This window comes from Prevotella sp. P4-51 (genome assembly GCF_002251455.1).
Taxonomy (GTDB): Bacteria; Bacteroidota; Bacteroidia; order Bacteroidales; family Bacteroidaceae; genus Prevotella.
Map to the genome: position 1 here is coordinate 21,636 of NZ_NPJM01000009.1, position 22,363 is coordinate 43,998.

Consider the following 22,363-nt stretch of genomic DNA (forward strand, 5'->3'; position numbering starts at 1 on the left):
AATGGCCAAAGACAAGATAGCGTACGTCTGCTCGGAGTGCGGACAGGAATCGGCGAAATGGATAGGAAAATGTCCGAATTGCCACAAGTGGAACACGTTCAAAGAGATACGTATCTCAGCCGATACGGGCACCACTGCCGCCAAGTCGGCAGCGCAGACGCTCAATGCCCACCGCAGCGTGGGCGAGGGCCACAGCCATGCTTTGCGACTCCGCGACATCTCCGCCAAGGAAGACCCGCGCATCGACACCCACGACAGCGAGCTCAACCGTGTATTGGGTGGAGGCATTGTGCCCGGCAGCATCATCCTGTTGGGTGGCGAACCTGGCATAGGCAAGTCTACCCTCACCCTGCAGACCATCCTACGCATGAGCGATATGGATATACTCTACGTGTCTGGCGAGGAGAGCCCGCACCAAATCAAGATGCGCGCCGAGCGTATCGGCAAGGGCAACAGTGCCCTCGACCACATCAGCATACTCTGCGAGACGTCGCTCGAGAATATCTTCGCCTGCATCAAGGAGGTCAAGCCCCAGCTGGTCATCATCGACTCGATACAGACCATATCCACCGACGACGCCGAGTCAAGCCCTGGCAGTGTGACTCAGATACGTGAGTGCGCCTCTTCACTGTTGCGGTTTGCCAAGACCAGCAGTATACCGGTCATCCTCATCGGACACATCACCAAGGAGGGTTCGCTCGCCGGCCCCAAGACGCTGGAACACATCGTAGATGCTGTCATCCAGTTTGAGGGCGACCAGCACTATATGTACCGCATCCTGCGCGGCATCAAAAACCGCTTTGGCAGCACCTCCGAACTGGGCATCTACGAGATGGAGCAAGACGGTCTGCGTCTGGTGGGCAACCCTTCAGAACTGTTACTCACCGAGGACCACGCGGGGCTGTCAGGCATAGCCATCAGTGCAGCCATCGAGGGCGTACGCCCCTTCCTCCTGGAGACCCAGGCACTGGTTTCGTCGGCAGCCTATGGCACTCCCCAGCGCTCGGCCACGGGTTTCGACCAGCGCCGACTCAACATGCTGCTCGCCGTATTGGAGAAGCGGGTGGGCTTCAAGCTCATGCAGAAAGACGTGTTTCTCAATATCGCCGGCGGACTGAGAGTCACTGACATGGCGATGGACCTCAGCGTGATTGCCGCCGTATTGTCCAGCAACGTAGACACCCCCATCGAGGCTGGATGGTGCATGTGTGGCGAGGTGGGTCTCAGCGGCGAAGTGCGTGCCGTCAACCGTATAGAGCAGCGCATCGCCGAAGCCGAGAAGTTGGGCTTTACCGACATCGTCATCCCCGCCCTCAATCTGAAGAGCGTCAACCCACACAAATACAATATCAAGCTCCATCCCGTGCGTAAGGTCGAAGAAGCCCTGCGCGTCCTTTTCGGATAGAGCCTTCACCTCCGACAACAGCAAGAGCACCTTGGGCATACCGTAATGGATAGCCCAAGGTGCTCTTGCTGTTTATACGCCTCTCCCGTTATTCTTCGTCGTAGACGGTATGGTCTTCGATGCCGGCATCGGCCAGAGCCTCGATGCGCTCACGACAGGTACCACACTTGCCACAGTGATGCTCGCCACCCTTGTAGCAGCTCCAGGTCTCGGCATAGTCTATGCCCAACGCCTTGCCGTGGCGGGCTATGTCGCTCTTGGTGATGTCGGTATAGGGAGCCAGCACCTCTATGCCGGGATAGGTTCCCAGCCGCGTAGCTTCAGACATGGCGCTGACAAACTCAGGTCTGCAGTCGGGGTAGATGGTGTGGTCGCCGCCGTGATTGGCCATCATCACATATTTCAGCCCGTTCGACTCAGCCACACCTGCCGCTATCGAGAGCATGATGCCATTGCGGAAGGGCACAACGGTCGATTTCATATTCTCTTCATCATAGTTGCCCTCGGGGATGGCCTCGGCGCCCTCCAGGAGCGAACTCTTGAAATACTGGTGCATAAATCCCAGATTGATTACGATATGCTTGATGCCCAAGCGCTCGCAGTGCATGGCGGCAAAGGGAATCTCACGCGCATTGTGATTGCTGCCATAATCAAACGAGATACCCAGCGCTATACGCTCCTTGTATTCATAGAGCATGGTGATGCTGTCCATGCCTCCACTTACTATCAAAACAGAATCTTTGTTCATATTGCTTATTGTTATCACCCTGCAAAATTAGACAATAAATGGTTAATACCATCGTTTTGTTCCCGATTATTTTTGGTTTCATCATCGAGGGCACTACTTTTTTGGCCCATCCGTATAAAATTATTAAGGTGTAATGACTTTATCATCAAAAAAAGCACTAACTTTGCATACAGATAATATAACCAATCATTAAAATACAAACGAAATGAAAATCGATCAATTCAACTTTGCCGGTAAGAAGGCAATTGTCCGTGTAGATTTCAACGTGCCACTGGACGAGAATGGCAACGTAACCGACGACACCCGTATCCGTGGTGCTCTGCCCACCTTGAAGAAGGTACTTGCCGATGGTGGTGCCCTCATCATGATGAGCCACATGGGCAAGCCCAAAGGCAAGGTTAAGCCCGAGCTTTCATTGGGTCAGATTGTAAAGAACGTAAGCGCCGCTCTCGGTGTTGAGGTTAAGTTTGCTCCCGACTGCGGTAACGCCAGCGAGGCTGCTGCTGCCCTCCAGCCCGGCGAGGCACTGTTGCTCGAGAACCTCCGTTTCTATCCCGAGGAGGAAGGCAAGCCTGTAGGCGTAGAGAAGGGTACACCTGAGTTTGACGAGGCCAAGAAGGAAATGAAGGTTCGCCAGAAGGAGTTCGCCAAGAAGCTCGCTTCTTACGCTGATGTATATGTTAACGACGCCTTTGGTACAGCTCACCGCAAGCATGCTTCTACCGCCGTTATCGCTGACTACTTCGACGCCGACAGCAAGATGCTGGGCTACCTCATGGAGAAAGAGGTAACAGCCATCGACAACGTGCTCAAGAACGCCCAGCACCCCTTCACCGCCATCATCGGTGGTTCTAAGGTAAGCTCTAAGCTCGGTGTCATCAAGAACCTGCTCGACAAGGTAGACAACCTCATCATCGGTGGTGGTATGGGTTATACCTTCATCAAGGCACAGGGTGGCCACATCGGCGAGTCTCTCCACGAGGACGACCTCATGCCCGAGGCACTCAATGTAATGGCTGCTGCCAAGGAGAAGGGTGTAAACCTGAGCCTCTCTGTAGCTACCGTTGCTGCCGACAGATTTGCCAACGACGCCAACCGCAAGGTGGTAGACATCTTCAACATCCCCGACGGATGGGAGGGTATGGACGCCTCTGAGGAGAGTCTGGAGCACTGGAAGAAGATTATCCTCGAGTCTAAGACCATCCTGTGGAACGGTCCTGTAGGCGTATTCGAGATGGAGAACTTCGCTCACGGTACTGGCGAGATTGCCAAGTATGTTGCTCAGGCTACCCAGGAGAATGGCGCATTCTCACTCGTAGGTGGCGGTGACTCAGTTGCAGCTGTCAACAAGTTCGGCCTGGCCGACAAGGTATCTTACGTATCTACCGGTGGTGGAGCTATGCTCGAGGCCATCGAGGGTAAGGTGCTCCCCGGCGTAGCTGCTATCGAGGGCTAAACCAGCATATCCTATATCATTAGTATCATATCAGGCGGAAGGGTCGCAGAGTGACCTTTCCGCCTTTTCTTTATCCCTGCAGTCTGCCCCGCTCCACCTCTGATTACCCCTACATCGCAGGCAGCCATCCATGTCATTGTTTCTCATGTCTTTGCCGCCGTGGCAACCACGGTTGGCGACACGTATCTTACGGCACGCACTTCCGCACCGCTTGATACGAATATCCGTTTCAAACAACGCGCGCTTCCGCACCAAACGTTACGAGCCGCCCGCGAAGGTCAGGAGAGTTGGGATGGTGGTCACAGAGATTAACGAATATACTCGCGGAGAAAAGTAGAGGTAGTCACATTTTTGCTAAAGGTCATCATAATTTTGCTGGAGGTCATCATAATTCTGCTGAAGGTCATCATAATTCTGCTGAAGGTCATCATAATTCTGCTGGAGATGGTCACAAATTTGGCGAGCGTGGGCTCGGGGGGTGTGAAGGTGGGTGCGGAGGTGGTGAAGGTGGGCGCGGAGGTTGTGAAGGTGGGTTTGAGGGTGCCAAGTGTTAATATTGTGTTAAAAACGGAAAATAATAGGGTGATGTCTTTGTACTTTGGAACTTTCAACATACCTTTGCAGTGTACTACTACAATGGTACACCGAAACACGATAAACTCGGTAACTATAAAACAACTGATATTAAGGATATGATACAAGTCAACAACATCAACTTCGCTTACCCTGGCACCAAGCACAAGGTATTCGAGCACTTCAGTCTCCAGCTGAAAGAGAACAACATCTACGGCCTCTTGGGCAAGAACGGCACGGGCAAGTCTACCCTGCTCTATCTCATCTGCGGCATGCTGCGCCCCTCCGAGGGTGAAGTGCTGGTAGACGGGAGCAACTCCTGTCTCCACCATCCCGAAATGCTGAGCAACATGTTTATCGTGCCCGAAGAGTACGACCTCCCCCACATCCGGCTGAGCCATTATGTCAAGGTCAATAGAGGGTTTTATCCCAACTTCTCACAAGAAGTACTGGACCAGTGTCTTGCTGAATTTGAGCTCAATGGCGACCCCAATCTCGGCCAGTTGTCCATGGGACAGAAGAAGAAGGTATATATGAGTTTTGCCCTTGCCACCGGCACTCGCCTGCTGCTGATGGACGAGCCTACCAATGGTCTGGACATCCCGTCCAAGAGTCTCTTCCGCCGTGTGATAGCCCGCCACATGACTCCCGACCGCACCCTCATCATCTCTACCCATCAGGTTCACGATGTAGAGTCGCTGCTCGACCACGTGGTCATACTCGACCATAGCGAAGTGCTGCTCGACGCCTCGATAAGCGACATCTGCCAGCACTACCGCTTTGAGCAGCGCCCCACCAACGCCGACGACAGCGACGTGGTCTATGCCGAACCCAACCTCCAGGGCTGCGCCGTGATAGCCCACCGCGAGGAGGGCATGGCAGAGACCCCCGTAGACCTCGAACTACTGTTCGATGGTGCCATCAATCACAAACTATTCATCTGAGTTCTCCCCCACCATTATGACTACCCATAACTTCAGCCTCGACAGGCTATGTATGCTGCTCCGCTGGAACTGGACCAACAGCCGGCGCCAGACACTCCGCATCGGCATGATACTCTCTGCCTTCTTGAGCTTATATTTCACCTTCATACTAAGCATCGTACCGTACCAAGACAAATACGCAAAATGGGCAAGCAGACTACCCGACAATGTGGTCATGTTTGTCATCGCCGGCGCGTTAAGAATTCTTCCGCTATTCCTCTGCGCCATGGGCACCCTCATCTTCAGCAACATGGAGACCAAACCCATGCGCGAGCACTACCTGATGCTGCCCGCCAGTCATGCAGAGAAATATGCCACACGCTTTATCCACATCACTCTCGGCAGCGTGCTCACATTTGCCGCCGCCCTGGTGGTGGGCGATGTCATACAGTTTGCCCTCAGCTTTATCTTCCATCCCGGCATCCACCATTCGTGCCTATGGGAGATGATATGCTGCTTCATCACAGGCAGCGGCAAGCAGCAGTTGGCAGATTATCTGCCCCTCCCAGACGACATCGCAGCGATGACTGTTACCTACAGCGGACTGCTGTGGTTGCACTCCTACTGCACCTTGGGCGGCACCCTCTTGCGCCGCCACCCCACAGCCTGCGTGGCATTGAGTCTGATGCTGCTCATCTTCGCCAGCAATACGGCACCCGAGATCGGCATCCTTCCGAGAGTTCTCTCCCCTAAACCGACGGTCGGCGCGACAACCGCCGTGGCCGCAATACTAATCGGGCTGAGCATAGCCAACTACGTAGGGTCCTACCGCATCTTCAAGCGTATGCAGATAATCTGCGACAAGTTTACCAATCTCTAATGAACAATATATGACAACATTCGCTCCCAAACGCATGGCGATGGTGATAATGAACGACATCGCCCAAAACCGAAACGAGCTCATCAAGATATTCACCGTGACGGTCATCGCCATGACCATACCCTTCATGCAGATGAGCAAGCTGATAGACCTGCGCATGCACCATCTGCCCGACGACGCCACGGCGGAAGAGATGCTCACCTACGCCGGCAGCTTCGGCATCTGCTCGGTATTCCTGATGGTCGTGCTGGTCGGCGCCACATTCATCTTCCGTTCGTTCAGAACCAGAGCCACACGCATAGCATTTCTCATGCTGCCAGCGTCCAACGCCGAGAAGTACATGGCACGCATGGGCTATGTCACCCTCGGCATAATGCTCACTGCAGCGATGGCCATCGTGGTGGCCGACATCGCCCAGTATCTCATCAACCTGATAGTCTATCCCGGCTTCAGGCAGTCGTTTATAGTGATGGCTGCAAGCAGCGATTTCCAGCCGGCGATAACCATCAACACCGACCACTATACGCTCAAGAGCGAGGGCTGGGTGTTCTGGCTTGGCTTCGTCTGGGCTCATTCGTGCTGTCTGTTGGGTGGAGCCATATTCCGCAAGCACGCCCAGCCCATCATGTGCATCTTCTTTGTTGTCCTCCTGGGCATCGTGGCCTATATGATGGGTACGACAGACCTCTCCTACTATATCAGCCTACGCTGCATCAACACGGTGTTTCCCACCCTGTTTGTGTCACTGGCCATCTTCAACCACATCATGGCCTACCGCATATTCTGCCGGCTGCAGGTAGACTGCAACCGAATGACCAATCTCTAAAGACACAACGATTATGACATTCAACAACGACAAAGCCATATACATACAGATAGCCGAGCGTCTGAGCGACGAGATACTGGCCGACCAATATCACGAGGACGAGCGCATACCCAGTGTGCGCGAGTATGCCGTGCTGCTCGAGGTCAACACCAATACCGCCGTCAAGGCATATGAGCTGCTTGCGGCAGAAGGCGTAATCTACAACAAGCGTGGGCTGGGCTACTTTGTCTCTCCCGGCGCCAAGGACCAGATACAGAAGACCCGCAAGCGCGAGTTCATGAAAGAGCGGCTGCCCGAAATGGCGCGACAGATGTCGCTGCTGGGCATCTCTCTCGACGAAGTAAACGACGAGCTGGCCAGTCTGCTCAATCGCTAACCCCTCAACCCTCTAAGACATTATGATGATACAACTCAAAGATGTAAACAAGACCTACCAGGGAGCCCAGCCGCTGCACGTGCTCAAGGGCATCGACCTCAATATCGAGCGGGGCGAATTTGTCTCCATCATGGGAGCCTCGGGCTCAGGCAAGTCCACCTTATTAAATATATTGGGCATCCTCGACAACTATGACTCGGGCGAATACTGGCTCGGCGGAGTGCTCATCAAGAACCTCAGCGAGACGCGTGCTGCCGAATACCGCAACCGCATGATAGGATTTATCTTCCAGTCGTTCAACCTCATCCCCTTCAAGACCGCGGTGGAAAACGTGGAGCTCCCACTGTTCTATCAGGGCGTGGGAAGACGCAAGCGCCACCAGTTGGCGATGGAGTATCTGGAGCGGTTGGGGCTGAGCCAGTGGGCCAACCACTACCCCAACGAGCTGTCGGGCGGTCAGCGCCAGCGTGTGGCCATAGCCCGTGCGCTCATCACCAAACCGCAGATTATACTCGCCGACGAACCTACCGGCGCCCTCGACTCCAAGACCAGCGTGGAGGTAATGGACCTGCTCAAGGAGCTCCACGAGCGCGACGGCATGACCATCGTGGTCGTAACCCATGAGAGCGGCGTGGCCAACGAGACCGACAAGGTGATACACATCAAGGACGGCGTGATAGGCAGCATCGAAGACAACAGCGACCACCACCTGGTGGCCAAGGACTATGTGAAATAACCTGACAACAAGCATCATGCGCGAACTAATCAAGGAAATATGGAGCACCTCCAAGCGCAACCGACTGCGCACAGCGCTCACCGGCTTTGCCGTGGCATGGGGCATATTCATGCTGATATTCCTGCTGGGCGCGGGCAACGGCCTCATCAACGCCCAGATGGAACGGAGCGAGAAGTATATCACCAACTCGATGGTGGTGATGCCCGGCTACACATCGAAGGCGTACAAAGGCCTGAAGGAGGGACGGGAAATAACCCTCAACGACAGAGATCTGGCGATTACCGGCGACAACTATACCCAGCATGTAGACCACGTGGGCGGAGTGCTGAGCCAGTACGGTGTCACCGTAGCCTACGGCGAGAACTATGTGGCGACCCAGAATCTCGTCGGCATCTACCCCACCCACGTGAACATCAACAAGACCGAGATGCTGGCTGGCAGGTTTATCAACGAGCCCGACTTCAGAGAGCGCCGCAAGGTGGTGGTGCTCTCACGCAGTCAGGCCAAGGAGCTCTGTCATGACTATCGGTCGCTCATCGACAAGAATGTCAACATCAATGGTCTGGCGTTCAAGGTGGTGGGCATCACCAAGGACGACGAGTCACGCAAGAACAACGAACTCTTCACCGCCTTCACTACCCTGAAAGCCATCTATGCCAAAGGCGACAATGTGGGCAACATCGAGTTCTCCATCAAGAACCTCAAGACCAAGGAGGACAACGAGAAGTTTGAGACCAACTACCGCGCCAGTACCAATCTGCGCCACCAGGCAGCCCCCGACGACGAGCAGGCCCTCTGGATGTGGAACCGCTATACCGACAGTCTGACCATGGCCCAGGGCATAGGCATGATACGCACTGCGCTATGGATAGTGGGCCTGTTTACGCTGCTGAGCGGCATCGTGGGCGTGAGCAACATCATGCTCATCACCGTCAAGGAACGCACCCGCGAGTTTGGCATACGCAAGGCCATCGGAGCGCGTCCCAAGGACATACTGAGGCTCATCATCGCCGAGAGCATCATCATCACCTCTGTCTTCGGCTACATCGGCATGCTCTGCGGCATACTGACCAATCTGTATATGGACGCCACCATGGGCCACATGGTGATGGACTCAGGCATATTCAGGGCCACGATGTTTGTAGACCCCACCGTGGGGCTCGACGTGTGCATCAAGGCCACCCTGACCATCATCATCGCCGGAACGATAGCCGGTCTGATACCCGCCATCAAGGCTTCGCGCATCAGGCCCATCGAGGCGCTGAGAGCCGAATAGACAACCGATTACACAACTCTACAAGAACAATATGCGATTAGACTTAGATACATACAAGGAGATACTCGACACCATCACGCGCAACAAGAGCCGCAGTCTGCTCACGGGCTTTGGCGTGTTCTGGGGAGTCTTCATGCTCATCGCGCTGAGCGGTGGCGGACAGGGGCTCAGGGAAATGCTGCAGAACAACTTCGCGGGATTTGCCACTAACGCGTCGGTCATCTGGGCACAGCCCACCACCAAGGCATACCGGGGCTTCAACAAGGGCAGGGAATGGAGCATGGACACCAAGGACATCGTAAGACTGCGCCACCAGGTGCCCGAGCTCGACGTGATAAGCCCCATGATTTTCGGCGGACGCCGCACCACTACCCGTGGCACCCACACCTTCAGCGCATCGACCATAGGCGTCACCCCCGACTATGCCCGTGTGGCTGCACCCACACTCTACTATGGCCGCTATATCAACGACATCGACATGAAGCAGGAGCGCAAGGTGTGCGTGATAGGCAAGCAAATCTACAAGAACCTCTTTCCCGAAGGAGGTGACCCCTGCGGCAAGACCATTCGTGTAGACTCGACCTACTACCGCGTGGTGGGCGTCAACTACAGTTCCGGACATGCGGTAAACTTCGGCGGCAGTGCCGAAGAGACCATCACGATGCCCGAATCGGTGCTGCGCAAGGTCTACAACCGTGGTACCGCCGTAGACCTGATGGCTGTGACGGGCAAGAAGGGCGTGGTGATGAGCACCATAGCCGACCGCATGCGCACCACGCTGGCACGCGCCCACTCCATCTCGCCCGAAGACACCGAGGGCGTCACCGTATTCAATACCGAGATCATGTACGCCATGCTGGAGGGCCTGTTCCAGGGCGTGAACTTCCTCATCTGGCTCGTGGGCATAGGCACCCTCATCTCGGGTGCCATCGGTGTGAGCAACATCATGATGGTGACCGTCAAGGAGCGTACCGGCGAGATAGGCATACGCCGCGCCATAGGAGCCACGCCCAAGATGATACTCTCGCAGATTATCGCCGAGAGCATCGTGCTCACCGCCGTGGCGGGCATGAGCGGCATACTCTTCGGCGTGGGCATACTGCAGCTCGTGGAGATGGCTTGCACCACCGACGGCATGGTGATGGCCCACTTCCAGATAGACTTCTGGACAGCCATCCTCTCTACCATGGTGGTATGTGCCCTCGGCGCGCTGGCGGGTCTGGCTCCGGCATGGAGAGCCATGAGCATCAAGCCCGTAGACGCCATGCGCGAGAACTAAAAGCATCACAACAACGTAAACAATAAAAGAAAGAACAAATATGAAAAAGTATTCCAAACTGATTGTGGCAGCGGTAATCATACTGGTGTTTATCGCTACCTTCGTGTTTCTCTATCAGAAATCACAACCCGCACCCATCGAGTATAGCGAGCTGACGCCTGTGACCACCGACATCATGAAGACCACAGTGATAACAGGCAAGATAGAGCCGCGCAACGAGGTAAACGTAAAGCCCCAGATAAGCGGCATCATCAGCGAAATCTACAAGGAAGCAGGCCAGTATGTGCAGGCCGGCGAGGTAATAGCGCGCGTGAAGGTGATACCCGATATGGGTCAGCTGAGCAGTGCCCAGTCGAGGGTAAGGCTGGCGGAGATTAACCAGAAGCAGGCGCAGGTGGACTACTCGCGTGAAGAGAGTCTCTACAAGCAGAAACTGGTGAGCGCCGACGAATACGACAAGATAAGACAGACGCTGCACCAGGCCAACGAGGAACTCAAGGCGGCACAGGACGCACTCGAGGTGGTGCGCGACGGCGTATCGCGCAGCAACGCCAAAGCCAGCTCGACGCTGATACGCTCTACCATCTCGGGAGTGATACTGGACATCCCCGTCAAGGTGGGCAACTCGGTAATCCTGGCCAACACCTTCAACGACGGAACGACCATAGCCACCGTGGCCAATATGAATGACCTCATCTTCAGAGGCAACATAGACGAGACCGAGGTGGGCAGTCTGGTAGACAACATGCCGATGAAGATAACGATAGGCGCGCTGCACGACCTGAGGTTTGACGCTACCCTCGAGTACATCTCGCCCAAAGCCACAGAGAACAACGGCGCCAACCAGTTTGAGGTAAAGGCTGCCGTGCACAGTATCAAGAACGGCAAGATACGCTCGGGCTACAGCGCCAATGCCGAGATAGTGCTGGCCGAAGCCAAGCACGTGGTGTCGATACCCGAGAGCGCCATAGAGTTCAGCGGCGACTCTACCTTCGTCTATCTCATCAAGGGCACAGGCAAGGACAAGACCTATGAGCGCCATGCCGTGGTGACCGGACTGAGCGACGGCGTGAACATCGAGGTAAAGAAGGGACTCTCGCTCAAGGACAAGGTGCGCGGCCCGCAGATTATAGCCGACGCAGCCGGCAACGACGAATGATAACCCATAAAAGACAACGAGTATGACGACAAGGATAATCATGGCAGTGGTCGCCGCCTGCATGGGCGTAGGCACTGCGCAAGCACAGCAGGCGTGGACGCTGCGCCAGTGTGTGGACTACGCCATAGCCCACAACATCAGCGTAAAGCAGATGCAGAACACGCGCGAGTTGCAGGCTCTGCAGCTGAATACCGACAAGAACAGCCGTCTGCCCGACCTCAACGGTTCGGCAGCCCAGAACTTCTCGTTCGGCCGCGGACTCACGGCGCAGAACACGTATGAGAACAAGAGCACATCGAGCACGTCGTTTACGATAGGGTCGACCGTATCGCTCTTCGACGGCTTCCGCACACGCAACACCATCAAGCTGAGCCAGCTCAATCTGGACGCTGCCGACGCCGACCTGGACAAGGCGCGCAACGACCTGAGCATGAATGTGGCAAAGGCTTACATCGAGGTGCTCAATGCCGCCGAGGCCATGACCGTAGCGCAGCGCCAGGTGTCTATCGACTCGATGCAGGTGGTAAGGATGCAGGGCTTTGTGGACAACGGCAAGGCAAGCGTGGCCCAGCTGGCTCAGCAGAAAGCCACGATGGCACAGAGCCAGCTCACGGTGACCACCGCCGCCAACAACTACCATATGGCGCTGCTCTCACTGTCGCAGTTGCTGGAACTGCCATCGCCCGAGGGTTTCTCCATCGTGCGTCCCGACATCGAGCGCATAATTCCCGCGCCAGGCAACATTGCCTCGCCCGAAGCCGTCTTTGCCGAGGCTATGGCGGTGAAGCCCGAGGTCAGGGCACAGCAGACCCGCGTGGAGGGCGCCGACTACAACATACAGATAGCCAAGGCTGCGCGCTATCCCCAGCTCAACCTCAACGGCGGCTTGGGCAGCAACTACTACAAGACGAGCGGTTACGAGGCAGACGGATTTGCCAAGCAGCTCAAAAACAACTTCAGCCAGTATGTAGGACTGAGTCTGAGCATCCCTATCTTCAACCGCTTTGCCACGCGCAACAACATACGCCGCAGCGAGATAAACCGCGACACCGAGCGGCTGAAGCTCGACGATGTGCGCAAGTCGCTCTACAAAGAGATACAGCAGGTGTACTACAACGCGCGTGCTGCCGAGAGCAAGTATGCCAGTAGCCGCGAAGCTGTGGCAAGCAACGAGGAAGCCTTCAAGCTGACCCAGGCAAAATATGAGAACGCCAAGGCCAGCATCACGGAGTTCAACGAGGCCAAGAACAATCTGCTCAGAGCGCAAAGCGAACAGATTCAGGCCCGCTATGAATACCTCTACCAGACCAGTCTGCTCAACTTCTACAGCGGTAAGGCACTCGATTTCTAATCTTTATCCCACCATCAGCATTATGCCTATCATCAACATCACATCACTCGACCACCCCGGAGTGGAAGTCTTCAGCAGCCTCACCGAGGCGCAGTTGCGGTCGGGGCGATACACCGACAAAGAGATATTCATCGCCGAAAGCCCGAAGGTAATCCATGTGGCGCTCAATGCGGGCTATCGCGCCACAGCCCTGCTCTGTGAGCGGCGCCACATAGACGGCGATGCAGCAGCAATCATCAGCCGCATCGGCGACGAGGTGCCTGTCTATACCGGCGACCGCGAGCTGCTCGCATCGCTCACGGGCTATACGCTCACGCGGGGAGTGCTGTGCGCCATGGAGCGTCCGGCTCTGCCCACGATAGCCGACATCTGCCACACGGCACATCGCATCGCGGTCATCCACGGCGTGGTCGACACCACAAATATCGGCGCCATCTTCAGGTCGGCAGCGGCATTGGGCATCGACGCCATCGCGCTCACCACCGACTCGTGTGACCCGCTCAACCGCCGCTCGGTGCGCGTGTCGATGGGTTCGGTGTTTCTCATCCCCTGGACTTGGATTGAGGGTAGCGTGCAACAGCTCAACGACTACGGGTTCAAGACCGCAGCGATGGCGCTCACCGACCGCTCGATAAGCATCGACGACCCGAGGTTGCCCGAGGTGGAGCGGCTGGCCATCGTACTGGGCACCGAGGGCGACGGACTCCCCCACACCACCATCGAAGATGCCGACTACGTGGTGCGCATCCCGATGTCGCATCAGGTGGACTCGCTCAACGTGGCTGCCGCCTCGGCTGTGGCGTTCTGGGAGTTAAGAAAACGGTAACGGCGATAGTTTTCTGGGCATTTGTTGCACATTTACGGGGTAAATATGTAACTTTGCACGCAGATATACGTTAGATGATTATGACAATAAACGACAAGACAGGGCTGGTATTAGAAGGAGGCGGCATGCGCGGCGTGTTTACCAGTGGTGTGCTCGACGCCTTCATGGTGCATCAACTCTATTTCCCTTATGCGGTGGCGGTCTCGGCTGGTGCCTGCAACGGCATGTCTTACTTCAGCCGCCAACTGCGTCGTGCGCGCATATCCAATATCGACTTTCTTGCCCGTTACCACTATGTAGGGCTGCGCCACCTGCTCACCCAGGGTTGCATCTTCGACCGCAAGCTACTCTATGATGCCTTCCCCAACGAGCTGATACCCTTCGACTTTGATACATACTTCCAGCACTCGGCCAACTTTGAGATGGTCACCACCAACTGTCTGACTGGGCGCGCCATGTATCTCACCGAAGACCACGACCGCCAGCGTGCGCTCGACATCGTGATGGCGTCGAGCAGCCTGCCCTATGTGAGCAAGATGGTTACCGTCGACGGCATCCCCATGCTCGATGGCGGCATCGTCGACAGCATCCCCCTGCGCCGCGCCCAGGAACGCGGGTATGAGAACAACGTACTGATACTCACCCGCAACCGTGGCTACCGCAAGAAGGGTCGTGACCACAAGATTCCCCATTTAATCTACAAGAACTACCCTCGTCTGCGCGTAGCCCTAAGCCGCCGCATAGAGGTGTATAATGAGCAGTTGGCATACGTGGAGCAGCTCGAAGATGCAGGCCAGGTGGTCTGCATCCGTCCCGAGCGCCCCTTGGAGGTAGACCGCATAGAGAAAGACACCAACAAGTTGGAAGCCCTATACGAAGAAGGCTACGCCTTAGGCGATAAGTTCTGCAAGGAGATGAAGCCCCTCCCCAACCCTCCCCAGGGAGGGCACTGAAAAACTAAAACCCACTATCAAATTGAAAGTTGATGACGGAGAAATAGCTGTTTTACCCTTTATTATCTGTCTATTTTAGCCTTATTTTAGGCGATTTGCAGAAAGAGAAGTTACAAATCGTAAGCATTTTCCGTTTTGGTCATAAAAAAAGGGGACTTTTTCAGTGCCCTCCCAGGGGGCGGGAGTTCAATCGTAATGAGGCTGTTCTGCATTAACACATTCCTGCTTGGGGAGAGCATTGAAATGGAGTTTGTAGTGGATGGTACGCACCCTTGGCAACTCTGTAGGAGTTGCTGCTTGCGGACATCTCTTCCATGGACAAGCCATAAACCTCTCTACAAGAGACGTCATCATCATCCCAACTACCTGGGTGAAATTCGAGATGGAGTTTGTAGTGGATGGTACGCGCCCTTGGCAACTCTGTAGGAGTTGCGATTACATAGCCCAGGGTTGAGGCGTGGAGCGCCTCTACCCTGGGTGCCGTGAGAAAAAATGATAGCAACGCTGTAAGTGTTGCGCTTAGCCAAAGGCGTTACCGCAGCGAGTTTTTTCTGCTTATTTATTGTGATAAAATCCAACTGAGAATAACGCCTACGGCTAAACGCAACTCCTACAGAGTTGCTATATTAGTGGGGTCGCTTACCCAGGGTAGCGTGCTTCGCCCGCAACCCTGGGCTGGGGAAACGCAACTCCGTCAGAGTTGCTGCTGCTTGCGGGGTGTACAACCAGAAGCCCCTCCCCAGCCATCCCCAAGAACCTGGAGTTCTATCTTGCTGTGGGTGAAGGCATTAGACATTAACATCATTTCCTTTGGGGAGAACATAGGGAGGGCTCAAACAATAGTGACGCAGCCCATTTGGTCACCGGTGCAAAACTCCTTTCAATCAAGGTGGTGTTAATATATCCTTCTTTTCATAATAACATTATTCGCACCTTTTTGAGATTTTTACCCTATCGGTTTATACACCTTTTTGAGATTTTCTGCAAGGATTGTATCTAAAAACATTCCTGTTTGGCCTCTTTCCCATTGCATAAGCCCCTCCCCAGGTCTTCCCCAAGGGGCGTCTTGCTGTGGGTTAGTGTATTATAACTTGCTACGGGTAACGCTTACGGCTAAACACAACTCCTACATGAATTGGTGAAATTGATAGACTGACCTATTGCGAGTTTGCCAAAAATGCCTTTCAAAAACGGATAATCAATAATAATGTTGGTGTTTAGAAGAAAATACCATATCATTGCAGACGAACAAGAACCAAAAATATAATAAAAAGGTTTCAAAAATATGGCACAAACATCAAGCCAAAGCACTGTAAACAATATAGAAATGAGGCTTAAAGGAAAAGGTCGTGGTTCGATAGCTTTCCAACAAGACTATGCAGACTGCGGAACGCCATCAGCCGTGAAGTCAACATTCCATCTTTTTGACACCTGCCGATAGAAAATATGGTAATCATTTTTTGTACCGGCGTTAGCCGGACTTTTTTTACCGCCAACGGCGGACTTTTTGTCATTTGTGACTTTTCAGCCTGCCATCAGGCAGGCGCGGATGGGGGTGGCGCGGAATATCCGAGAGCTCGCTCTCGAGATATTACACGACACGCACAGACGCAAAGGGCGAAGCCCTGAAAAGGCGCAAATCTTTTTGTAGCTTCTTTGTGATGCCCTAAAACTCAGCGGTGAAGGAACTCCCGCCCCTTGAGCAGGAATGGGGATGGGCTTATCGGTTGGCTACCTTCATTCCTTTAACTTCATATTTTCCTTGAAAAAAGTTTGGCTGTTTTAGATTTTATTGCTAACTTTACACCGAAAAAAGAAGATTCTCGGTTTATACCAAATCAAAGATAACAGAACCCGTCTGCATCCCGGAGACCTGCAGGCGGGTCACTTTTTTTTATAAAACAGGTATGGTAAATCAGAAACCGCATAATATAGAAGAACAGATACGCTTGCTTCGTGACAAGGGCATGAATTTCTCAGATGATGAAGAGCGTAAGGCCAAGGAGTGTTTCTCGCGTATCAGCTATTTCCGTCTGAAATATTATTGGAGAGACTTACTGGATGCAGATACAGATGGAGATTTCATTGAAGGAACCACCTTTAGTGATGTTATCCGGCGGTATGATTTCGACCATCAGCTGCGCCTCATCCTTTTTGACGCAATAGAAATAATAGAAGTGGCATTGCGTTCAAAGGTGATTAACCATATGTCACAAGCCGCAGGTAATGGATTATGGTATTTGGACTCCTCCCTTTTTGAGAACAGTGATTACCATGAAGATTTCGTTTACGACTTAAAATATGAATTTGGAAGAAGTACGGAGCCTTTTGCCAAAGAATATATAGACAGTCATCCCAACTGGGACGAGGAGTCTTTTGACGGTGACAATCCGGATGCGTGGAGGATAATAGAGGTGGCAACATTCGGTACTCTTTCCAAGATGTGTAAAAACCTTAAATCGCAGCTTCCGCAGCGTTCCGCAATAGCCAACGATTTTGGACTTTACTCAGCAAAAGACCTTACAGGTTGGCTTGAGGCGATTTCTCTGATGCGTAACATTGTGGCACACCATTCCAGACTATGGAACAGAACGTTTGGAAAGAAAGTAACCAATCCAAGAGGCTTACGTGGCAAATGGCTAAACTCACCATTGACAGAAAATCAGAAGAACAGGCCATACGGCTTCATCGTGGCAATGCTGTATCTCTGCAATGCTGTCTGCCCCAGAAATAAAATAAAAAATAAGATTCTTGATCTGATAAGTGCCAATCAGAACATTCCTTATCAAAGGCTTGGTTTTATCGGAAATTGGAAGGACGATCCAATATGGAGGTAAAAGCCGTTTGTGATGATTTGCACAAAAGGCTTTTCCTTGAATGGGTAGAAAGCGGGATGTATAAACACAAAACGGTCATTAGGCTGATTTGGATTTAATAAGCTAATGATATAAACACAAAAAGCCATGGTAAAAAAAGCGGCCGTTGGCCGTTCAAAAAGTCCGCCATTGGCGGTAAAAAAAACAGTTGATTGTGTTATTCCATCTGTTTGACACCTGCCGATAGAAAATAAGGCAATCTTTTTTTGTACCGGCATTAGCCGGACTTTTTTTACCGCCAACGGCGGACTTTTTGCCATTTGTGACTTTTCAGCCTGCCATCAGGCAGGCGCGGATGGGGGTGGCGGAGAATATCCGAGAGCTCGCTCTCGAGATATTATCCGACACACACGGACGCATAGGGCAAAGCCCTGAAAAGGCGCAAATCTTTTTGTAGTTTATTGTGATGGCTTATTCAAGGAATATGGAAACACGACAAGTAACGCCTACGGCTAAGCGCAACTCTTACAGAGTAGCTATATTAGTGGGGGCGCTTACCCAGGGTAGCGTGCTTCGCCCGCAACCCTGGGCTGGGAAATCGCAACTCCGTCAGAGTTGCCGGGGATGCGTACCATTTTCCGATATGTATGGTCAAATATATTTGGGCGGTAATGGACTAACCATGATGGATGATATGCACCCAATGGTGGAATGGTGTGTGGTGCGCATCCAATGATGGGTTAGCCCATCGTGGATGGTACGCACCCTTGGCAACTCTGACGGAGTTGCGATTTCATAGCCCAGGGTTGAGGGGCAAAGCGCCTCTACCCTGGGTGCAAATCACTACAAATCAATGCTACTCTGAAAGAGTTGCGATTAGCCGAAGGCGTTACCTGCAGCAGGACATAATATAGGATGATATAAACACAAAAATCCATGGCGGCTGTTGTCGGCTTCGCCTTTTGGGGGTTGTCGGTGACGCCAGTCAGAAAACGAGTTTTCCTCCTTATCGTCGCCACCATCCCCCAACGCCATGCGCTGCATGACGGCAACAGCCGGCATGGGTCAAAAAGCGGCCGTTGGCCGTTCAAAAAGTCCGCCGTTGGCGGTAAAAAAACAACTGATTGTGTTATTCCATCTGTTTGACACCTGTCGATAGAAAATATGGTAATCTTTTTTGTACCGGCGTTAGCCGGACTTTTTTTACCGCCAACGGCGGCTTTTTGTTATTTGTGACTTTTCAGCCTGCCAGCAGGCAGGCACGGATGGGTGTGGCGGAGAGTATCCGAGAGCTCGCTCTCGAGATATTATCCGACACACACGGACGCAAAGGGCAAAGCCCTGAAAAGGCACAAATCTTTTTGTAGATTATTGTGATGGTATATTCACGACAAGTAACGCCTTCGGCTAAGCGCAACTCTTACAGAGTAGCTATATTAGTGGGGGTGCTTACCCAGGGTAGCGTGCTTCACCCTGCAACCCTGGGCTGGGGAAACGCAACTCCGTCAGAGTTGCCGGGGGTGTGCGGAGAAGCCCCTCCCCAAACCCTCCCCAAGGGAGGGCACTGAAAAAGTCCCCTTTTTTTATGACCAAAACGGAAAATGCTTACGATTTGTAACTTCTCTTTCTGCAAATCGCCTAAATAAGGCTAAAATAGACAGAAAATAAAGGGTAAAACAGCTATATCTCCGTCATCAACTTTCAATTTGATAGTGGGTTTTAGTTTTTCAGTGCCCTCCCAAGGGGCGGGAGTCCTATCTTGCTGTGGGTTAGGACTTATAACTTGCTGTAGGTACGCATCATTGGCAACTCTGTAGGAGTTGCTGCTGCTTGCGGGGAGGGGCGTCTGTTGGTGGTTCCCCCATATACCTTATTATATATATAGCAAAAGTGATTTTTCTTCGGTTTTGTTTGGTTACGTTGCGCATTATCATTAACTTTGTAATTCATAGGCGGATAGCCGCCTGAATGATATGGATTATAGGACAACAAATAACACATAATACAATGTTTAGCAAAGAAACATATATCCGTCGTAGGGCTGAGCTGAAGCGCTTGGTCAAGAGTGGTATCATCATCCTGTTTGGTAACAACGACTCGCCAGCCAACTTCCCCAACAACGGGTATTACCCCTTCCGTCAAGACTCCACATTCTTATATTATTTCGGTCAGCAGCGCGACGGCCTGGTGGGCGTGATAGACCTGGACGAAGACAAGGAAACGCTGATAGGCAACGACATTGACATAGAGGACATCGTGTGGTATGGCTCGGTAGACACCGTGGCCGACATGGCTGCACAGGTGGGCGTGGAGAACTGGGCTCCGATGAAAGAACTCAAGACCATCTGCAACGCCGCACTGAGCCAGAAGCGCCCCATCCACTTCCTGCCTCCCTACAGATATGATATCAAACTGCAACTGTTTGACCTGTTAGGCATACATCCCAACCAGCAGAAGGAATCGGCATCGATGGAGCTGATCAAGGCTGTGGTGAAGATGCGTTCTACCAAGGAACAGCAGGAGATAGAAGAGCTGGAGCGCGCCTCGGTGATAGGCTATAAGATGCACACCACCGCCATGAGACTGACTCGTCCAGGCGTGACCGAGAAGTATATCGGCGGTCAGGTGGACGGCATCGCCCACTCGTATGGCGCCATGGTCAGCTTCCCCACCATCTTCTCGCAACACGGCGAGATTATGCACGGCAACCCCTCTATGGCTGAGCTGGAAAGCGGACGCCTCGTGCTCTGTGACGCCGGTGCCGAGACCATCAACAACTACTGCTCTGACAACACCCGCACCTACCCCGTGAACGGCAAGTTCAGCCAGCGCCAGCTGGAGATATACTCTATCGTAGAGGCAGCCCACGACCATGCCCTCGAGGTGGCACGCCCCGGTGTGAAGTATGCCGACGTACACTTCTCCGTATGCCGCCTCATCTTTGACCGACTCAAAGAGCTGGGACTTGCCAAGGGCGACACCGAAGAGGCTGTGCGCCAAGGTGCCCACGCCATGTTCCTGCCCCACGGACTGGGCCACATGATGGGTATGGATGTACACGACATGGAGAACCTGGACCAGGTGAACGTAGGATTTGACGAGGAGACCCGCCCCAACCTCGAGCAGTTTGGCACCAACTGTCTGCGCATGGGACGCCGTCTGCAGGAAGGATTTGTAGTGACCGACGAGCCTGGCATCTACTTCATCCCCGCCCTCATCGACGAATGGCGCGCCAAGGGCCACTGCAAGGACTTCCTCTGCTTTGACAAGCTGGAGACCTACAAGGACTTTGGTGGCATCCGCATCGAAGACGACCTGCTCATCACTGCCGACGGTGCCCGCTTCTTGGGCAACGAGCGCATCCCCTATCATCCCAAGGATGTAGAAGCATATATGGCTGAAAACAAACAATAATCAACAGAATCATAAAACAACAAGAAATGAAAAAAATCATGATGATGGCGCTCGTGGCTATGGTGGCCTTGGGCGCAAACGCACAGGAGAAGAAGGCTGAGAAGGTAAATCCCAACAAGCCCGTATTCACTGTGGTCAAGGAGAATAAGATTACAAGTATCAAGGACCAGAACCGCTCAGGTACGTGCTGGAACTACTCTACCCTGAGTTACTTTGAGGCCGAAATCCTCAAGGCTACCGGCAAGGTCTATGACCTGGAAGAGAGCTTCGTGACCAACAAGACCTATATGGACCGTGCTATCCAGGTAGTACGTCTGCATGGTGACTGCCAGTTTGCTCAGGGCGGTTCGGCTTACGACCCCTTGTACTGCATCCAGAACTATGGTATCATTCCCCAGGGCATCATGCCTTTCCCCGGCAGTCTGTATGGCGACTCACTGAACAACTTCAACGAGTTCTTCACCGTGCTGTCTCCCTATGTCAAGGCTATTGCCACCAGCAACAGCAAGAAACTGTCTGGCCAGTGGAAGGTGGGTCTGCAGGGCATCCTCGATGCCTACCTCGGCAAGTGTCCTGAGAACTTCACTTACGAAGGCAAGAACTATACTCCCAAGACTTTTGCTGCCAGCCTGGGTCTCGACTGGAACAACTACGTGACCGTAACCAGCTATACCCACCACCCCTTCTGGACACAGTTTGCCGTTGAGGTGCAGGACAACTGGCGCAACCCACAGTCATGGAACGTGCCTATCGACGACATGGCCCGCATCATCGAAAACGCCATCATGAACGGCTACACCGTAGCATGGGGTGGCGACGTATCTGAAGAGGGCTTCACCCGTCAGGGTCTGGCTTACTTCTATGACACCAAGAAGATGGAGAGCCTCGCAGGCAGCGATATGGCACACTGGCTCAAGCTGCCCAAGGCCAAGAAGACCAACCTCATCGACTCTCTCGGTGTAAACGTGCCCGAGCTTGTGCCTACACAGGAGCAGCGCCAGCAGCGTTTTGACAACTGGGAGCTGACCGACGACCACGGTATGCTCATCTTCGGTATCGCCAAGGACCAGAACGGCAAGGAGTACTATATGGTAAAGAACTCATGGGGCGAGTCTGGCGAATACAAGGGTATCTGGTACATGACCAAGAACTACATCGTGGCCAACACCATGGACTTTATGGTCAACAAGAATGCCATCCCCAAGGATATACGTAAGAAAATGGGCATCTAAGAACCATAGCACATAAATACATAAACGGCAGCTTCTCATAAATTTTTAGATGAGAAACTGCCGTTTTTTTGTATTTATTTTGTAACTTTGGGCTCAAATAAGGTCTATACCAGACTTGGCCCCCATTCTATTGA

General features: G+C 53.2%; 20 protein-coding genes. 17 read left to right on the forward strand and 3 right to left on the reverse strand.

The annotated features are described in order from the left end of the window. Window position 1: 1 nt before the first annotated feature. Entirely contained in the window at window positions 2-1,405 is a 1,404-nt protein-coding gene (radA, locus tag CIK94_RS00580) for a DNA repair protein RadA (RefSeq protein ID WP_094420687.1), read from the forward strand. Window positions 1,406-1,493: 88 nt separating this feature from the next. Here the strand turns inward: radA and queC are convergent, their stop codons facing one another. Beyond that, a complete protein-coding gene (gene queC, locus CIK94_RS00585) occupies window positions 1,494-2,153 on the reverse strand; it encodes a 7-cyano-7-deazaguanine synthase QueC (protein WP_094420689.1) in 660 nt (219 codons plus the stop codon). Window positions 2,154-2,358: 205 nt separating this feature from the next. Between queC and pgk the strand changes: the two genes are divergently transcribed. After that, window positions 2,359-3,609: a phosphoglycerate kinase gene (gene pgk, locus CIK94_RS00590; protein WP_022310215.1), complete on the forward strand. Its 1,251-nt coding sequence runs from the start codon at window positions 2,359-2,361 to the stop codon at window positions 3,607-3,609. A 308-nt stretch (window positions 3,610-3,917) separates the two neighbouring features. Here pgk and CIK94_RS14255 read toward each other — a convergent pair whose 3' ends face one another. Beyond that, the gene (locus tag CIK94_RS14255; RefSeq protein ID WP_158216486.1) at window positions 3,918-4,223 is read right to left on the reverse strand and encodes a hypothetical protein; all 306 of its coding nucleotides are present in this window, start codon (window positions 4,221-4,223) and stop codon (window positions 3,918-3,920) included. A 78-nt stretch (window positions 4,224-4,301) separates the two neighbouring features. Here CIK94_RS14255 and CIK94_RS00600 point away from each other — a divergent pair, with 78 nt between their 5' ends. From CIK94_RS00600 to CIK94_RS00660, 12 genes are all read left to right on the forward strand, one after another. Then, on the forward strand, window positions 4,302-5,126 hold the full coding sequence (locus CIK94_RS00600) for an ATP-binding cassette domain-containing protein (protein WP_022310217.1): 825 nt from the start codon (window positions 4,302-4,304) through the stop codon (window positions 5,124-5,126). 16 nt (window positions 5,127-5,142) lie between these two features. Next, complete coding sequence (locus CIK94_RS00610) at window positions 5,143-5,985, forward strand: hypothetical protein (RefSeq protein ID WP_144007685.1); 843 nt, start codon at window positions 5,143-5,145, stop codon at window positions 5,983-5,985. A 10-nt stretch (window positions 5,986-5,995) separates the two neighbouring features. Further along, window positions 5,996-6,811 carry a hypothetical protein gene (locus CIK94_RS00615; RefSeq protein WP_144008253.1) on the forward strand — a complete coding sequence of 272 codons (816 nt, stop codon included), beginning with the start codon at window positions 5,996-5,998 and terminating at the stop codon, window positions 6,809-6,811. A 13-nt stretch (window positions 6,812-6,824) separates the two neighbouring features. After that, window positions 6,825-7,187, forward strand: coding sequence for a GntR family transcriptional regulator (locus CIK94_RS00620; RefSeq protein ID WP_094420698.1), 363 nt, complete (start codon window positions 6,825-6,827; stop codon window positions 7,185-7,187). 25 nt (window positions 7,188-7,212) lie between these two features. Continuing rightward, window positions 7,213-7,923, forward strand: a complete 711-nt coding sequence (locus CIK94_RS00625; RefSeq protein ID WP_094420766.1) for an ABC transporter ATP-binding protein — start codon at window positions 7,213-7,215, stop codon at window positions 7,921-7,923. 16 nt (window positions 7,924-7,939) lie between these two features. After that, a complete protein-coding gene (locus tag CIK94_RS00630) occupies window positions 7,940-9,199 on the forward strand; it encodes an ABC transporter permease (RefSeq protein WP_094420700.1) in 1,260 nt (419 codons plus the stop codon). A 31-nt stretch (window positions 9,200-9,230) separates the two neighbouring features. Next, window positions 9,231-10,478 (forward strand): ABC transporter permease, encoded by a 1,248-nt coding sequence (locus tag CIK94_RS00635; RefSeq protein ID WP_094420702.1) that lies wholly within the window; start codon window positions 9,231-9,233, stop codon window positions 10,476-10,478. A gap of 40 nt (window positions 10,479-10,518) precedes the next feature. After that, window positions 10,519-11,637, forward strand: coding sequence for an efflux RND transporter periplasmic adaptor subunit (locus CIK94_RS00640; protein WP_094386862.1), 1,119 nt, complete (start codon window positions 10,519-10,521; stop codon window positions 11,635-11,637). Between the two features lie 22 nt (window positions 11,638-11,659). Then, window positions 11,660-12,988: a TolC family protein gene (locus CIK94_RS00645; RefSeq protein ID WP_094420704.1), complete on the forward strand. Its 1,329-nt coding sequence runs from the start codon at window positions 11,660-11,662 to the stop codon at window positions 12,986-12,988. 22 nt (window positions 12,989-13,010) lie between these two features. Then, window positions 13,011-13,814, forward strand: a complete 804-nt coding sequence (locus CIK94_RS00650; protein WP_094420706.1) for an RNA methyltransferase — start codon at window positions 13,011-13,013, stop codon at window positions 13,812-13,814. 80 nt (window positions 13,815-13,894) lie between these two features. After that, window positions 13,895-14,767 (forward strand): patatin family protein, encoded by an 873-nt coding sequence (locus CIK94_RS00655; RefSeq protein ID WP_094420768.1) that lies wholly within the window; start codon window positions 13,895-13,897, stop codon window positions 14,765-14,767. Window positions 14,768-16,674: 1,907 nt separating this feature from the next. Then, window positions 16,675-17,604, forward strand: a complete 930-nt coding sequence (locus CIK94_RS00660; protein ID WP_094388500.1) for an Abi family protein — start codon at window positions 16,675-16,677, stop codon at window positions 17,602-17,604. Here the strand turns inward: CIK94_RS00660 and CIK94_RS13900 are convergent. Then, complete coding sequence (locus CIK94_RS13900) at window positions 17,553-17,903, reverse strand: hypothetical protein (RefSeq protein WP_144008254.1); 351 nt, start codon at window positions 17,901-17,903, stop codon at window positions 17,553-17,555. The genes CIK94_RS00660 and CIK94_RS13900 overlap by 52 nt on opposite strands. 616 nt (window positions 17,904-18,519) lie before the next feature. Between CIK94_RS13900 and CIK94_RS13905 the strand changes: the two genes are divergently transcribed. The 3 genes from CIK94_RS13905 (at window position 18,520) to CIK94_RS00670 (ending at window position 22,229) form a co-directional block, all read left to right on the forward strand. After that, window positions 18,520-18,729, forward strand: coding sequence for a hypothetical protein (locus CIK94_RS13905; RefSeq protein ID WP_144008255.1), 210 nt, complete (start codon window positions 18,520-18,522; stop codon window positions 18,727-18,729). An 861-nt stretch (window positions 18,730-19,590) separates the two neighbouring features. After that, window positions 19,591-20,997, forward strand: a complete 1,407-nt coding sequence (locus CIK94_RS00665) for an aminopeptidase P family protein (protein ID WP_094420708.1) — start codon at window positions 19,591-19,593, stop codon at window positions 20,995-20,997. Window positions 20,998-21,023: 26 nt separating this feature from the next. Further along, window positions 21,024-22,229, forward strand: a complete 1,206-nt coding sequence (locus CIK94_RS00670; protein WP_094420710.1) for an aminopeptidase C — start codon at window positions 21,024-21,026, stop codon at window positions 22,227-22,229. The last annotated feature ends 134 nt before the right edge of the window (window positions 22,230-22,363 follow it).

Bases quoted from the DNA above. Each gene is read 5' to 3' on its own strand.
- radA (WP_094420687.1), top strand. From the start codon at position 2: ATGGCCAAAGACAAGATAGCGTACGTCTGCTCGGAGTGCGGACAGGAA.
- queC (WP_094420689.1), bottom strand. From the start codon at position 2,153: ATGAACAAAGATTCTGTTTTGATAGTAAGTGGAGGCATGGACAGCATC.
- pgk (WP_022310215.1), top strand. From the start codon at position 2,359: ATGAAAATCGATCAATTCAACTTTGCCGGTAAGAAGGCAATTGTCCGT.
- CIK94_RS14255 (WP_158216486.1), bottom strand. From the start codon at position 4,223: ATGTTGAAAGTTCCAAAGTACAAAGACATCACCCTATTATTTTCCGTT.
- CIK94_RS00600 (WP_022310217.1), top strand. From the start codon at position 4,302: ATGATACAAGTCAACAACATCAACTTCGCTTACCCTGGCACCAAGCAC.
- CIK94_RS00610 (WP_144007685.1), top strand. From the start codon at position 5,143: ATGACTACCCATAACTTCAGCCTCGACAGGCTATGTATGCTGCTCCGC.
- CIK94_RS00615 (WP_144008253.1), top strand. From the start codon at position 5,996: ATGACAACATTCGCTCCCAAACGCATGGCGATGGTGATAATGAACGAC.
- CIK94_RS00620 (WP_094420698.1), top strand. From the start codon at position 6,825: ATGACATTCAACAACGACAAAGCCATATACATACAGATAGCCGAGCGT.
- CIK94_RS00625 (WP_094420766.1), top strand. From the start codon at position 7,213: ATGATACAACTCAAAGATGTAAACAAGACCTACCAGGGAGCCCAGCCG.
- CIK94_RS00630 (WP_094420700.1), top strand. From the start codon at position 7,940: ATGCGCGAACTAATCAAGGAAATATGGAGCACCTCCAAGCGCAACCGA.
- CIK94_RS00635 (WP_094420702.1), top strand. From the start codon at position 9,231: ATGCGATTAGACTTAGATACATACAAGGAGATACTCGACACCATCACG.
- CIK94_RS00640 (WP_094386862.1), top strand. From the start codon at position 10,519: ATGAAAAAGTATTCCAAACTGATTGTGGCAGCGGTAATCATACTGGTG.
- CIK94_RS00645 (WP_094420704.1), top strand. From the start codon at position 11,660: ATGACGACAAGGATAATCATGGCAGTGGTCGCCGCCTGCATGGGCGTA.
- CIK94_RS00650 (WP_094420706.1), top strand. From the start codon at position 13,011: ATGCCTATCATCAACATCACATCACTCGACCACCCCGGAGTGGAAGTC.
- CIK94_RS00655 (WP_094420768.1), top strand. From the start codon at position 13,895: ATGACAATAAACGACAAGACAGGGCTGGTATTAGAAGGAGGCGGCATG.
- CIK94_RS00660 (WP_094388500.1), top strand. From the start codon at position 16,675: ATGGTAAATCAGAAACCGCATAATATAGAAGAACAGATACGCTTGCTT.
- CIK94_RS13900 (WP_144008254.1), bottom strand. From the start codon at position 17,903: ATGGCAAAAAGTCCGCCGTTGGCGGTAAAAAAAGTCCGGCTAATGCCG.
- CIK94_RS13905 (WP_144008255.1), top strand. From the start codon at position 18,520: ATGGCGGCTGTTGTCGGCTTCGCCTTTTGGGGGTTGTCGGTGACGCCA.
- CIK94_RS00665 (WP_094420708.1), top strand. From the start codon at position 19,591: ATGTTTAGCAAAGAAACATATATCCGTCGTAGGGCTGAGCTGAAGCGC.
- CIK94_RS00670 (WP_094420710.1), top strand. From the start codon at position 21,024: ATGAAAAAAATCATGATGATGGCGCTCGTGGCTATGGTGGCCTTGGGC.